Source organism: Streptomyces sp. ML-6, from assembly GCF_030116705.1.
Taxonomy (GTDB): domain Bacteria; phylum Actinomycetota; class Actinomycetes; order Streptomycetales; family Streptomycetaceae; genus Streptomyces.
Genome location: NZ_JAOTIK010000001.1, coordinates 6,174,800 through 6,188,186 on the forward strand (window position 1 = coordinate 6,174,800; position 13,387 = coordinate 6,188,186).

At 71.5% G+C, this 13,387-nt stretch carries 9 protein-coding genes, 1 pseudogene and 1 riboswitch; of the genes and pseudogenes, 7 read left to right on the forward strand and 3 right to left on the reverse strand.

All coding sequences use genetic code 11. The features are described 5' to 3' along the window. The first annotated feature begins 59 nt into the window (after positions 1 to 59). Together OCT49_RS27345 and OCT49_RS27350 are read left to right on the forward strand one after the other, a co-directional pair. The gene (locus OCT49_RS27345; protein WP_283855962.1) at positions 60 to 503 is read left to right on the forward strand and encodes a DUF485 domain-containing protein; all 444 of its coding nucleotides are present in this window, start codon (positions 60 to 62) and stop codon (positions 501 to 503) included. After that, positions 500 to 2,092, forward strand: coding sequence for a monocarboxylic acid transporter (locus tag OCT49_RS27350; protein WP_283854453.1), 1,593 nt, complete (start codon positions 500 to 502; stop codon positions 2,090 to 2,092). The genes OCT49_RS27345 and OCT49_RS27350 overlap by 4 nt, the downstream gene beginning before the upstream one ends. A gap of 43 nt (positions 2,093 to 2,135) precedes the next feature. Here the strand turns inward: OCT49_RS27350 and OCT49_RS27355 are convergent. Together OCT49_RS27355 and OCT49_RS27360 are read right to left on the reverse strand one after the other, a co-directional pair. Continuing rightward, positions 2,136 to 2,597, reverse strand: a pseudogene (locus tag OCT49_RS27355) (HTH domain-containing protein); the annotation flags it as partial. Positions 2,598 to 2,897: 300 nt separating this feature from the next. Further along, positions 2,898 to 4,220: a citrate synthase gene (locus tag OCT49_RS27360; RefSeq protein ID WP_283854454.1), complete on the reverse strand. Its 1,323-nt coding sequence runs from the start codon at positions 4,218 to 4,220 to the stop codon at positions 2,898 to 2,900. Positions 4,221 to 4,324: 104 nt separating this feature from the next. Between OCT49_RS27360 and OCT49_RS27365 the strand changes: the two genes are divergently transcribed. Both OCT49_RS27365 and OCT49_RS27370 read left to right on the forward strand, forming a co-directional pair. Next, entirely contained in the window at positions 4,325 to 5,485 is a 1,161-nt protein-coding gene (locus tag OCT49_RS27365) for a citrate synthase/methylcitrate synthase (RefSeq protein WP_283854455.1), read from the forward strand. Between the two features lie 21 nt (positions 5,486 to 5,506). Beyond that, positions 5,507 to 6,637: a CobW family GTP-binding protein gene (locus OCT49_RS27370; RefSeq protein WP_283854456.1), complete on the forward strand. Its 1,131-nt coding sequence runs from the start codon at positions 5,507 to 5,509 to the stop codon at positions 6,635 to 6,637. A gap of 34 nt (positions 6,638 to 6,671) precedes the next feature. Here the strand turns inward: OCT49_RS27370 and OCT49_RS27375 are convergent, their stop codons facing one another. Beyond that, a complete protein-coding gene (locus OCT49_RS27375) occupies positions 6,672 to 9,122 on the reverse strand; it encodes a DNA gyrase/topoisomerase IV subunit A (protein ID WP_283854457.1) in 2,451 nt (816 codons plus the stop codon). Between the two features lie 269 nt (positions 9,123 to 9,391). On the opposite strand from OCT49_RS27375, the gene OCT49_RS27380 reads away from it, so the two are divergent. The 3 genes from OCT49_RS27380 (at position 9,392) to OCT49_RS27390 (ending at position 13,369) form a co-directional block, all read left to right on the forward strand. After that, positions 9,392 to 10,759: a M16 family metallopeptidase gene (locus OCT49_RS27380; protein ID WP_283854458.1), complete on the forward strand. Its 1,368-nt coding sequence runs from the start codon at positions 9,392 to 9,394 to the stop codon at positions 10,757 to 10,759. A 23-nt stretch (positions 10,760 to 10,782) separates the two neighbouring features. Next, positions 10,783 to 12,165 carry a M16 family metallopeptidase gene (locus OCT49_RS27385; protein ID WP_283855963.1) on the forward strand — a complete coding sequence of 461 codons (1,383 nt, stop codon included), beginning with the start codon at positions 10,783 to 10,785 and terminating at the stop codon, positions 12,163 to 12,165. Between the two features lie 235 nt (positions 12,166 to 12,400). Then, positions 12,401 to 12,564, forward strand: a riboswitch (cyclic di-AMP (ydaO/yuaA leader). A 13-nt stretch (positions 12,565 to 12,577) separates the two neighbouring features. Beyond that, the gene (locus tag OCT49_RS27390; protein ID WP_283854459.1) at positions 12,578 to 13,369 is read left to right on the forward strand and encodes a M23 family metallopeptidase; all 792 of its coding nucleotides are present in this window, start codon (positions 12,578 to 12,580) and stop codon (positions 13,367 to 13,369) included. Positions 13,370 to 13,387: the final 18 nt, after the last annotated feature.

The window sequence follows — 13,387 nt, forward strand, 5'->3', positions numbered from 1 at the left end:
GGTCCGTGGACAAGGGGAGTTGTTCCGTGGAGAAGGAAGCAGGGCGTGAGGCCGCAGCGATGCGCCTCGACGACCCGTGGCACGACGAGTCGGCCTCCGGGTCGGGCGGGCCGGGAGACACGGGGAGCTTCGTCCCCGCCGGGCGGTCCGCGCCCGCGGAGCCGCAGCGCGGTTACCGCGCGGCCGACATCTACCTGGAGGTGCAGCGCAGCGGGGCCTTCCAGGAGGTGCGCCGCAGGTACCGGCGTTTCGTCATCCCCGCCACCCTCGCCTTCCTCGTCTGGTACTTGGTCTATGTCGTCGCCGCGATCACCGCTCCCGGGCTGATGGCCAGACCGGTGGCCGGAGCGGTCAACGTCGCGATGGTCGCGGGGATCGGGCAGTTCCTCACGACCTTCCTGCTCACCGGGGTGTATGCGCGGCACGCGCGCCTGCGCCGGGACCGGGCCGCGCTCGAACTGCGGTGGGAGACCCAGGAGATGACACGGGGAGTCGAGCGTTGAACGGGAACCATCAGACGCTGGCGCTTCTGCTGTTCAGCACCTTCATCGCGGTGACGCTCGCCATCACCGCCTGGGTGAGCCGCAACCGCCACGGCTCGGCCGAGGAGTTCTACGCGGGCGGCAGGCTGTTCTCCCCGATGGAGAACGGGTTCGCCATCGCGGGCGACTACATGTCGGCCGCGTCCTTCCTCGGCATCTCCGGCCTCATCGCACTCTTCGGTTACGACGGCATGCTCTACTCGGTCGGCTTCCTCGTCGCCTGGCTCGTCGTCCTGTTCCTGGTCGCCGAACTGGTCCGCAACTGCGGCCGGTTCACGCTCGCCGACGTGGTGGCCGCGCGGATGGCGGAACGACCGGTCCGGATCGCGGCGGGCACCTCCTCCGTCACCGTGTCCGTCCTCTACCTCGTGGCGCAGATGGTGGGTGCGGGCAGCCTGGTCGCCCTGCTGCTCGGCGGTACGAGTGGTGCGGCCCGCTCCTGGACCGTCATCGGCGTCGGCGCGCTCATGATCGTCTACGTGTCGCTCGGCGGGATGCGCGCCACCACCTGGATCCAGATCGTCAAGGCCGTACTGCTGATGGTGGGGGCGATCGCGCTGACCGTGCTCGTCCTGATCCACTTCCACGGCAACTTCAACGCCCTGCTCAACTCCGCCGCCGAACGGAGCGGGCACGGCAGCAGGTTCCTCCTGCCCGGCCTCCGGTACGGCGGGAGCTGGACCGCGCGCATCGACTTCATCAGCCTGGGCCTGGCCCTGGTGCTCGGCACGGCGGGGCTGCCGCACATCCTGTCGCGGTTCTACACCGTGCCCACCGCCCGTGCGGCCCGTCGCTCCGTCGTCTGGTCGATCGGGCTCATCGGCGGCTTCTACCTGATGACGATCGTGCTCGGATTCGGGGCGGCCGCCCTGGTCGGCTCGGCCGAGGTGCGGGCATCCAACGCCGCGGGCAACACGGCGATCCCGCTGCTGGCCATGGAACTCGGCGGTGGTGAAGGATCCACCGGGGGCGCGATCCTGTTCGCCGTGGTCGGCGCCGTCGCCTTCGCGACCATTCTCGCGGTCGTCGCGGGCATCACCCTCGCCTCGTCCGCCTCCGTGGCCCACGACCTCTACGCCTCGCTCAGACGGCCGGGCGCCAAGCAGTACAGCGAGGTCGCCGTCGCCAGGGTGGCGGCGACCGGGATCGGGGTCGCCGCCATCGGGCTCGGCCTGATCGCCCAGAACCTGAACGTGGCGTTTCTGGTGGGGCTCGCCTTCGCCGTCGCCGCCTCGGCCAACCTCCCCGTGCTCCTGTACTCCCTGTTCTGGCGGAACTTCACTACCCGGGGAGCGGTCTGGTCCGTCTACGGCGGACTGATTCCCGCCGTGCTGCTCGTACTGCTTTCACCGGTCGTCTCCGGCAGTCCCACCTCGTTGTTCCCCGGCGTGGACTTCCAGCTCTTCCCGTTGGAGAACCCCGGACTGGTCTCCATCCCGCTGGGCTTTCTGGCCGGCTGGATCGGGACGGTCACGTCCTCCGAGCCGCCCGACGAGGCCAAGCATGCGGAGACCGAGGTCCGCGCACTGACCGGAGCGGGAGCGGTATAGGCACCGCACGGGCCGTCGGGGGCGCACACCGGGACCGGGGCGGTCAGGCCCGTCCGCCGGGGGACCAGGTGTAGCGGTGCTCCGGGCGGCCCGTTTCGCCGTACCGCAGGGTCAGCCGCACTCTGCCGGACTTCTCCAGCAGCTTCAGAGAGCGCTGGGCGGTCTGACGGCTCATGCCGGAGCTCTCCGCGAGCTCCTGCGCGGAGAGCGGCCCGTCGGCGTTGCGGAGTGCCTGCCTGGCCAGCTCCGTCGTGGTCGGCGAGTGCCCCTTGGGCAGGTCGGTCTCGCTCGCGGCCCACAGCGCGCCGAAGAGCCGGTCCACCTCGCCCTGCTCGGCCTCGCCGCCGCGTTCGAGGGTGTGGCGCAGCGCTGCGTAACCCTCCAGCTTGGTGCGCAGCCCCGCGTACGTGAACGGCTTCACCAGGTACTGCAGCGCGCCGTGCCGCATGGCGTCCTGCACGGTGGCGACATCGCGTGCGGCCGTCACCATGATCACGTCGGTCTGCGGATGGGCCGCCGTGCCCTGCGCGATGACCGGGGCCCGGCGCATCGCCTGGTCGTCGAGCTGGGCGCTGAGCGGTGCCGGGAAGAGGCCGGTGGCCGGCGTGGTCACACCGGTGACGATGGCCAACTGCATCAGCAGGACCTGGGAGAAGACCCGCTGAGGCCAGCCGAAACGGCGTGCTCTTCCGGAAACGAGCGGTGGGGTGCTACTCGTATGAGCGGTAAGCGGCGTTATGACCCTTTCCGAAATCTTTCCCGCTTCAATTCTTCCCGTGCTGCTGTCCTGCGGCGGCCACCGCGTTCACGGCGCGGACCGGCGTGACAGGTCGTCCGCGGCGGCGGGCAGTGGCTGAGGAGGGCGGGGACCGCAGTACTGGCCACTGGGGCGCATGCGCAGGGGCCGTTCCCCGTACTCCTCCAGCGCGTGCGCGATCCATCCGGCCGTGCGGGACACCGCGAACACCGTCTCGCCGGCCTCCGCGGCCATGCCGGAGGAGACCGAGAGCACGGCGAGTGCCAGGTCCACATTGGCGGGCAGGGGCGTGTGCCGTGCGGTCGTGGCGACCACGTCGCGCGCCGCGGCGAGCGCCCCGGCGGCCTGCGGCACCCTCGCGAGCAGGGCGAACAGCGCCTGCGCCCGGGGATCCTCGGACTTGTAGAGCCGGTGGCCGAGTCCCGGAACCCTGCGCCCGGCCCGGAGGTGGTCGGCGACCACCGGGACCGCACTGCCCCGCTCCAGGACCTCGGCCAGCATCCGGTGGGCCAGCCCGCTCGCCGCCCCGTGCAGCGGGCCCTCCAGCACCCCGAGACCCGCGGAGACCACCGCGTACGGATGGGCGTGGGCGGACGCGGCGACCCTGGCGGCCAAGGTCGAGGCCGCGAGGTCATGGTCGATCAGCAGGGCGAGGGCGCCGTCCAGCGCGGTGACGAACGGCGCGTCGGCGGGCCGGGCGGTGAGCTTCGACCACAGCTGCCGGGCCAGCCCGACCTCCCTCTCCTCCGGCCGCTCCCGTGCCCCCTCCACGGCCCCTCCGGCCGCCGGGGGCAGCGCCCCGACCAGGGTCGGCACGAGACTTCGCGCACCGGCGAGCACGGACTCGCGCGAGAGGTCGAAGCGGAACGGATCGGCGCTCGCCGCGGCGATCACCGCGACCCGCAGCCGGTCCGTCGGACTGCTGTGCGCGGGCAGCGCGTCGACCGCCCCGCGCGCCGCGGCCAACGCCTCATCGGGTGCCGTGAAGCGGACGCCGGGGCGCAGCTCACCGCTCCAGAGCCACTCGGCGACCTCCTCGTAGGCGTACTCCCGGGCCAGTTCGGTCGCGTCGACGCCGCGGAAGTAGTAGCGGTCGTTCTCGATCAGGGTGATGCCGGTGCGGAAGACAAGGTCGCCGGGGGCGGGTGGGGGCTCCCGACGGCCCGTGCGCCGGGCCAGCGCGTCGACCTCCGCCGCGTCGAACGTGCTGCCGCGCCCGCCGGGGGCGCGGGTGCTGCTCAGCTGGCCCCGGCTGACGTAGGCGTACACCGTCTCCGGCTTCACCCCGAGACGCTCGGCCGTCTCCCGGGTGCTGAGCCGTCGTGGGGCCGTCGCCCCGGAAGCGTCGTCGGGTGCTGCTCGATCCGTCATGTCGCCAACCGTATACACATTGATTCAATCAATATTGACAGAGATCGAGTCAATCTTGGATGGTCGAATCAATATTGATGAACCCGAACTCCACGGAGGAAACGATGCCGACCACGACCAGCGGCACCCCGCTCGACGTACCCCGAGGACTGGCGGGCGTCGTCGTCACCGGCACGGCCCTCGGCGACGTCCGCGGACGCGAGGGCTTCTACCACTACCGGCAGTACTCGGCGATCGAGCTGGCGGGAACCCGCAGCTTCGAGGACGTCTGGTACCTGATGCTCGAGGGCTCGCTGCCCGATGCCGGGGCCCGCGCCGAGTTCGCCGCCCGTACCGCCGCCCTGCGCCGGCTCCCCTCCCAGGTGCGCGAGGCACTGCCCGCCATAGCGCGCGCGGGAGCCGCCTCCAACCCCCTGGCCGGGCTGCGCACCGCCCTCTCGCTCCTCGGCGCGGCGGCCGGATTCCGGCCGGTGTACGACATCGACGCAGGCCGGCGCCGCGACGACGCCCTGGCCGTCTGTGCGGCCGTCCCCACCGTGCTCACCGCCCTGCACCGGCTCGGCCGGGGTCTCGAACCGGTCGAGCCGCGCGACGACCTGCCCCATGCCGCCAACTACCTCTACATGCTCACCGGCTCCGTACCGGACGCCGCAAGGGTCAGGGCCGTCGAGCAGTACCTGATCTCCACCATCGACCACGGCTTCAACGCCTCGACCTTCACCGGCCGCGTGGTCGCCTCCACCGGCGCCGATGTCGCGGCCTGTCTGGTGGCCGCCGTCGGCGCGCTCTCCGGACCGCTGCACGGCGGGGCGCCCAGCCGCGCCCTCGACACCCTGGACGCCATCGGCACCCCCGACCGCATCGACGGCTGGATCCGCGAGCAGGTGCTCGCGGGCGGGCGGATCATGGGCTTCGGACACCCCGTCTACCGCACCGAGGACCCCCGTTCACGCATGCTGCGAGGCATCGCCCAGGGCTTCGGCGGCCCGCTCGTCGACTTCGCCGTCGAGGTGGAGCGACAGGTCGAGGCGATCCTCGCCGAACTCAAGCCGGGCCGCGAACTGCACACCAACGTGGAGTTCTACGCCGGGGTCGTCATGGAGCTGTGCGGACTGCCGCGCGAGATGTTCACACCGACCTTCTGCGCGGCGAGGGTGGTCGGCTGGAGCGCCAATATCCTGGAACAGGCGGAGGACTCGAAGATCATCCGTCCGGCGGCCCGTTACGTGGGCACGCCCCCGCCGCAGCCGGTCCCGGCGCCCTGAGGCCATCGAGGAAGGTTTCCGTTGAACCCGTCGTCCCCGCCCCGCAAACAGCAGATTCCGGTCATCGTTCTCGCGGGGTTCCTGGGATCGGGCAAGACGACACTGCTCAACCACCTCCTCGCCAACCGCGCGGGAAACCGGATCGGCGTGATCGTCAACGATTTCGGCTCCATCGAGATCGACGCCATGACCGTCTCGGGACAGGTCGGATCCACTGTCTCGCTGGGCAACGGGTGCCTGTGCTGCGCGGTCGACGCGAGCGAACTCGACACCTTCCTCGACATGCTGACCCGGCCCTCCGCCCGCCTCGACGTGATCGTCATCGAGGCCAGCGGACTGGCCGAGCCGCAGGAACTCGTACGGATGCTCCTGGCCAGCGACAACCCGGACATCGTCTACGGGGGACTGGTGGAGGTCGTCGACGCCGCCGGGTTCGACGCCACCCGGGAGCGCCACCCGGAGATCGACCGCCACCTCGCCGTCGCCGATCTCGTCGTGCTGAACAAGACCGACCTGGTCGGGAGCGAAGAGCTGGACCGGGTCGGGAAGGCCGTCGCCGGGGCCGGTGCCCCGGCAGCCGACGGCCAGCCGGCCGTCGGCGGGCCCGCGGTCATCCGGGCCACCTACGGACGCATCGATCCGGAACTCCTCTTCGACCCGGCGCTGCGACCGGACGGCGCGGAGAAGGCCCGCCAGCTCACCTTCGAGGACCTGCTCCTGGCGGAGCGGGCCGAGCAGGAGGGCCACGACGGGCACGGGCACCACCTCCACGCCGCCTACGAGAGCGTGTCCTTCACCGCGGACGTGCCCATGAACCCCCGCCGCCTGATGGACTTCCTCGACTCCCGGCCGCAGGGCCTCTACCGGATCAAGGGATTCGTCGACTTCGGCGTGGGCGACCGGGCCAACAAGTACGCCCTGCACACGGTCGGCAGGTTCCTGCGGTTCGACCCGCGGCCGTGGACGCGCGACGAGCCGCGCCTCACCCAGCTGGTGCTGATCGGTTCCGGCATCGACCCGGGGGCCCTGGGCAAGGAGCTGGACGCCTGCCGCGAGAGCGCCGCGCCGGGCCCGGACACGACGCAGGACGCCGCACACGAACGGAGCATGTGGGGCGTCCTGCGGTACGTGCGGCGACCCGACGACGCGTAGGCCGTGCCCGGCCCCGCGCCGTCGGACCGGTCGGCTACACCGGGCCCGCGACCACCGCGACCGGCTTGACCAGCGGTGTCCCCGAACCGTCGCGCCGCGGGTCCGGCTCCGGCAGCTCGACCGGCGTGCCGTTGGACTGCGCGGCCCGGGCGGGCACCGCACCCGCCCAGGCGAACACCAGGACGTCCTCGCCCTTGAGGAACCGCTGACAGCGCACCCCGCCGGTGGCCCGGCCCTTGCGCGGGTACTGGTCGAACGGGGTGAGCTTGCACGTCTGCGCCGAGTCGTCCAGCGTGCCGTGCGAGCCCGCGACGGTGAACACCATCGCGTCCGCCGCCGGATCCACCGCGGTGAAGGAGATCACCTCGGCGTCCGCCGCCAGCTTGACCCCCGCCATGCCCCCGGCGGGCCGGCCCTGCGGCCGCACCTGCGCCGCCGGGTAACGCAGCAGCTGCGCGTCGGAGGTGATGAACACCAGGTCCTCCTCGCCGGTCCGCAGCTCGGCGGCACCGACGATCCGGTCACCGGACTTGAGGGTGATGACCTCCAGCTCGTCCTTGTTGGCCGGATAGTCCGGCACCACCCGCTTGACGACGCCCTGGAGGGTGCCGATCGCCAGACCGGGGGAGGCCTCGTCGAGCGTCGTCAGACAGACGACCGTCTCGTCGTTCTCCAGCGTGAGGAACTCGGAGACCATCGCCCCGCCCGACAGGTTGGGCGCCGCGTGGGTGTCCGGCAGCTGGGGCAGATCGATCACCGGGAGCCGCAGCAGCCGGCCCGTCGACGTCACCACGCCCACATCGCCCCGTGCCGTCGCGGGCACGGCCGACACGATCACGTCGTGCTTGGCGCGCTTGGCGTCCTCGGTGAGGACGATCGGCTCGTCATTGGCGGTACGGGCCAGCAGACCGGTCGAGGAGAGCAGCACCCGGCACGGGTCGTCCGCGACCTCCAGCGGCACCGCGGCGACCTGCGTACCGGCCGACTCCAGCAGCACCGTGCGCCGGGCGGTGCCGAACTTCTTGGCGACCGCGGCCAGCTCCGTGGAGACGAGCTTGCGCAGCTCGGTGTCCGATTCGAGGATGGCCGTCAGCTTGGCGATCTCGTCGTTGAGCCGGTCCCGCTCGCTCTCCAGCTCGATCCGGTCGAACCGGGTCAGCCGGCGCAGCGGGGTGTCCAGGATGTACTGCGTCTGGACCTCGCTCAGCGAGAACCGCTCGATGAGCCGCTCCTTCGCCTGCGCCGAGTTGTCGCTGGAACGGATGAGCCGGATGACCTCGTCGATGTCGACCAGCGCGACCAGCAGGCCCTCGACCAGGTGCAGCCGGTCGCGGCGCTTGCCCCGGCGGAACTCGCTGCGCCGGCGCACCACGTCGAAACGGTGGTCGAGGTAGACCTCCAGCAGCTCCTTGAGCCCCAGCGTGAGCGGCTGCCCGTCGACCAGTGCCACGTTGTTGATGCCGAAGGAGTCCTCCATCGGCGTCAGCTTGTAGAGCTGCTCCAGCACGGCCTCCGGCACGAAGCCGTTCTTCACCTCGATGACCAGGCGCAGGCCGTGCTCGCGGTCCGTCAGGTCCTTCACGTCCGCGATGCCCTGGAGCTTCTTCGCCGAGACCAGGTCCTTGATCTTGGCGATCACCTTCTCCGGCCCGACGGTGAAGGGGAGTTCCGTGACGACCAGACCCTTGCGACGGGCGGTCACGTTCTCCACGGAAGCGGTCGCGCGGATCTTGAACGTGCCGCGCCCCCGGGCATACGCGTCCTTGATGCCGCTCAGGCCCACGATCCGGCCGCCCGTGGGCAGATCGGGACCGGGCACGAACCGCATCAGGGTCTCCAGGTCCGCGCCCGGGTGCTTGATCAGATGCCGGGCGGCGGCCACGACCTCGCCCAGGTTGTGCGGCGGCATGTTGGTCGCCATACCGACCGCGATCCCGGACGAGCCGTTGACCAGCAGGTTCGGGTACGCGGCGGGGAGGACGGTCGGCTCCATCTCCTGACCGTCGTAGTTCGACTGGAACGCGACGGTGTCCTCGTCGATCGACTCCGTCATCAGCGACGTCGCGTCGGCCATCCGGCACTCGGTGTACCGCATGGCGGCCGGCGGGTCGTCGTTCCCGAGCGAGCCGAAGTTTCCGTGACCGTCGACCAGGGGGAGCCGCATGGAGAACGGCTGCGCCAGACGGACCAGCGCGTCGTAGATCGACGCGTCGCCGTGCGGGTGCAGCTTGCCCATGACCTCGCCGACCACCCGGGCGCACTTCACGAAGCCGCGGTCGGGGCGCAGGCCCATCTCGTTCATCTGGTAGACGATGCGGCGGTGCACCGGCTTCATGCCGTCCCGGGCGTCGGGCAGGGCCCGGGAGTAGATCACCGAGTACGCGTACTCGAGGAAGGAGCCCTGCATTTCGTCGACGACGTCGATGTCGAGGATCTTCTCCTCGAAGTCGTCCGGCGGCGGGGTCTTCGTGCTGCGGCGGGCCATCGCTGCTGCGACTCCTTCACGGATTCTGTTCGGGCAACCTCAGGTTCTGACGCGGACCATTGTGGACCGCCGCACTGACATCCCCGACCTCGACCCGGCCCAAAGGACGTTCGGGGCGCCCGCCGACGGGGTTTCCCGCCCCTTCGCGCGGGGGTGCGCCCCCCTTTCATGCGAACTTCCGCGGTACGGGAACTTCGCCAGGCACGTGTGCGCTTGCTTACAGTGGCAGGTCTCGCAGGAAATCCAGTATCGCGATCGAAGGGACGTACATGCCCATGGGTCACACGGCCACAGCTCAGGCCGGCTCCGGCGGCTTGACAGCGACCGAGCACCGCCTGGCCAACGGCCTGCGCGTGGTGCTCTCCGAGGACCATCTGACCCCGGTCGCCGCAGTCTGCCTCTGGTACGACGTCGGCTCGCGCCACGAGGTCAAGGGACGCACCGGCCTGGCTCACCTTTTCGAGCACCTGATGTTCCAGGGCTCCGGCCAGGTCAAGGGGAACGGCCACTTCGAGCTGGTGCAGGGGGCCGGCGGCTCGCTCAACGGGACCACCAGCTTCGAGCGCACCAACTACTTCGAGACCATGCCCGCCCACCAGCTGGAGCTGGCCCTCTGGCTCGAAGCCGACCGCATGGGCTCGCTGCTCGCCGCGCTCGACGAGGAGTCCATGGAGAACCAGCGGGACGTCGTCAAGAACGAGCGCCGCCAGCGCTACGACAACGTCCCCTACGGCACGGCGTTCGAGAGGCTGACAGCCCTGGCCTACCCCGAGGGCCACCCGTACCACCACACGCCGATCGGCTCGATGGCCGACCTGGACGCCGCGACCCTGGAGGACGCGCGCACCTTCTTCCGTACGTACTACGCCCCCAACAACGCGGTGCTCTCGGTCGTCGGCGACATCGACCCCGAGCAGACCCTGGCCTGGATCGAGAAGTACTTCGGCTCCATCCCGTCCCACGACGGCAAGCAGCCGCCGCGCGACGGCACGCTCCCCGAGATCATCGGTGAGCAGCTGCGCGAGGAGGTGCGCGAGGAGGTTCCGGCGCGCGCCCTGATGGCCGCCTACCGCCTGCCGCACGACGGCACCCGGGAGTGCGATGCGGCGGACCTCGCGCTGACCGTGCTCGGCGGCGGCGAGTCGTCACGGCTGTACAACCGGCTCGTCCGCCGCGACCGTACGGCCGTGGCGGCCGGGTTCGGGCTGCTGCGCCTGGCCGGAGCACCCTCGCTCGGCTGGCTGGACGTCAAAATGTCCGGCGGGGTCGAGGTGCCGGAGGTCGAGACCGCGGTCGACGAGGAGCTCGCCCGGTTCGCCGCCGAGGGCCCCACGCCCGAGGAAATGGAGCGGGCGCAGGCCCAGTTGGAGCGCGAGTGGCTGGACCGGCTCGGCACGGTCGCGGGCCGCGCGGACGAACTGTGCCGCTTCGCCGTCCTGTTCGGTGACCCGCAGCTGGCCCTGACCGCCGTGCAGCGGGTGCTCGACGTGACCGCGGAGGAGGTCCAGGCCGCGGCCAGGGCCCAGCTGCGCCCCGACAACCGGGCGGTGCTGGTCTACGAGCCGGTCGAGTCGGCCGAGACCGCCGACGAGACCGACGCCGACGACACCGACGCGCACGAAGGAGCGGGCAAGTGACCGACGCCGCGACTGGAGTTTCGATGCAGTACCACCCCCAGCCGGCCCCCGGCGTGGCCCGGCCCTGGGCCTTTCCCGCCCCGGAGCGGGGGTCCCTGCCCAACGGCCTGACGGTGCTGCGTTGCCACCGCCCCGGCCAGCAGGTCGTCGCGGTGGAGGTCTTCCTCGACGCCCCGCTGGACGCCGAGCCCGAGGGTTTCGACGGCGTGGCCACGATCATGTCGCGGGCGCTCTCCGAGGGCACCGACAAGCACACCGCGGAGGAGTTCGCCGCCGAGCTGGAGCGCTGCGGCGCCACGCTCGACACCCATGCCGACCACCCCGGCGTCCGGGTTTCCCTGGAGGTCCCGGCCTCCCGGCTCGCCAAGGCCCTGGCCCTGGTCGCCGAGGCCCTCCGGGCGCCCGCCTTCCCGGACGGCGAGATCGAGCGGCTGGTGCGCAACCGGCTCGACGAGATCCCGCACGAGCAGGCCAACCCGGCCAGGCGCGCCGCCAAGCAGCTCTCCAAGGAACTGTTCCCGGCCGAGGCGCGGATGTCGCGCCCGCGTCAGGGCACCGAGGAGACGGTGGAGCGGATCGACTCGGCGGCGGTGCGCGCGTTCTTCGACGCCCACGTCAGGCCGTCCACCGCGACCGCCGTGGTCGTCGGCGACCTCACCGGTATCGACCTGGACGCCCTGCTCGCCGACACGCTCGGCGACTGGTCGGGCGAGCCCGCCGCACCCCGGCCCGCCCCGCCGATCACCGCCGACGACACCGGGCGGGTGGTGATCGTCGACCGTCCGGGCGCGGTGCAGACGCAGCTGCTGATCGGCCGGATCGGCGCCGACCGGCACGACAGCGTGTGGCCGGCCCAGATGCTCGGCACGTACTGCCTGGGCGGCACGCTCACCTCCCGGCTGGACCGGGTGCTGCGCGAGGAGAAGGGCTACACCTACGGTGTCCGGGCCTTCGCCCAGGTACTGCGGTCCTCGGCCCCGGACTCCGAATCGGGCGCGACCGGCGCCTCGATGATCGCCATCAGCGGGTCCGTGGACACGGAGTCCACCGAGCCGGCGCTCAGGGACCTGTGGACGGTCCTGCGGACCCTGGCGGCGGAGGGCCTGACCGACGAGGAGCGCGAGACGGCCGTGCAGAACCTCGTGGGCGTGGCGCCCCTGAAGTTCGAGACCGCGGCCTCCGTCGCGGGCACCCTCGCCGACCAGGTGGAGCAGCACCTCCCCGACGACTACCAGGCACAGCTGTACGCCAGGCTCGCGGAGACCGGCACGGTCGAGGCGACCGCGGCGGTCGTCAACGCGTTCCCCGAGGACCGGCTGGTCACGATCCTCGTCGGTGACGCGGCCCGGATCGCGGAGCCGGTCCGCGCACTGGGCATCGGAGAGGTCTCGGTGGTCTCCGGCTGACGAACGGCCCCGCCGGAAGGCGGAAGGCCGGACATGCGCACACCCGGACAAAGGGAGGATCGCAGCGAGAGGGATTTCGCCGCGATTCTCCCTTTTGTCCGCTCTTGTGGGGGAGGTTGCCTGTCTGCCCTGTGGGATGCGCTACAAAAAGGCCTGCCCGTTTGGCGAATGAAAGCGGCCCCGCCTAGCGTCGGCTCGGCTGTCCGCCACTCGTATGCCGCAACCGCGACGTACCGGGCAGTCATCGCCGAGTCCCCGTCCGGCGCGAGCCAGGGGAGCCGGGGACCCATGAAGTCCCTGGGGTGAATCGGACGCCCGAGCCGCGACGGCCGGGGGTCCGTAGGAGACCTTCCTGCTCCGAACCCGTCAGCTAACCCGGTAGGCGAGAAGGAAGGAAAGGACCAGCCACTTCATGGCGTTCACCCGTGCCACCGGGAAGCACCGTGCCCCGAGCCGCCTGACGCGCGGGAGCGTGAAGGCCGTCGGCGTCGCGACCCTGGCCACCACCGGAGCCATCGGCGGCCTGGCCTCCCCGGCCCTCGCGGCGGGCTCCGACGCCCCCGCCACGAGCGGGGCCGGCCTGAACCAAATCATCGCCATCGACGCGACCCTCGCCGGCCAGATCGAGGCCCAGGCCGACGCACAGCAGCACCAGGCCGAGGCCGCGGCCGCGGCGAAGGCGGAGGCGGAGGCCAAGAGGAAGGCCGAAGCCAGGAAGAAGGCCGAGGCGAAGCGGGCGGCCGAGGCGCGTGCCGAGGAGGTGCGCGCCGCCCGGTCCGCCGAGCGTGCCCGGCTGGGCGCCTTCCGGCTGCCGGTCGCCGGTTCGTACGTCAGCACCGGCTACAAGTCCAACGGTTCGCTCTGGTCCTCCGGCAGCCACTCGGGCATCGACTTCCACGCTGCCTCCGGCAGCTCCGTCGTCGCCGTCGGCGCCGGTACGGTCGTCGAGGCCGGCTGGGGCGGCGCGTACGGCAACAACATCGTGCTCCGGATGACGGACGGGACGTACACGCAGTACGGCCACCTCTCCTCGATCGGCGTCTCCGTCGGCCAGAGCGTCGGCGCGGGCCAGCAGATCGGCCTCTCCGGCTCGACCGGCAACTCCACCGGCCCCCACCTCCACTTCGAGGCCCGCACGAGCCCGGCGTACGGCTCCGACGTGGACCCCGTCGCGTACCTGCGCGCGCACGGCGTCAACGTCTGACCCGCGCACTCCGCGGCA

Excerpts from the sequence above, each read along its gene's own strand:
- OCT49_RS27365 (WP_283854455.1), top strand. The coding sequence starts at position 4,325 with ATGCCGACCACGACCAGCGGCACCCCGCTCGACGTACCCCGAGGACTG.
- OCT49_RS27360 (WP_283854454.1), bottom strand. The coding sequence starts at position 4,220 with ATGACGGATCGAGCAGCACCCGACGACGCTTCCGGGGCGACGGCCCCA.
- OCT49_RS27390 (WP_283854459.1), top strand. The coding sequence starts at position 12,578 with ATGGCGTTCACCCGTGCCACCGGGAAGCACCGTGCCCCGAGCCGCCTG.
- OCT49_RS27375 (WP_283854457.1), bottom strand. The coding sequence starts at position 9,122 with ATGGCCCGCCGCAGCACGAAGACCCCGCCGCCGGACGACTTCGAGGAG.
- OCT49_RS27380 (WP_283854458.1), top strand. The coding sequence starts at position 9,392 with ATGCCCATGGGTCACACGGCCACAGCTCAGGCCGGCTCCGGCGGCTTG.
- OCT49_RS27385 (WP_283855963.1), top strand. The coding sequence starts at position 10,783 with ATGCAGTACCACCCCCAGCCGGCCCCCGGCGTGGCCCGGCCCTGGGCC.
- OCT49_RS27345 (WP_283855962.1), top strand. The coding sequence starts at position 60 with ATGCGCCTCGACGACCCGTGGCACGACGAGTCGGCCTCCGGGTCGGGC.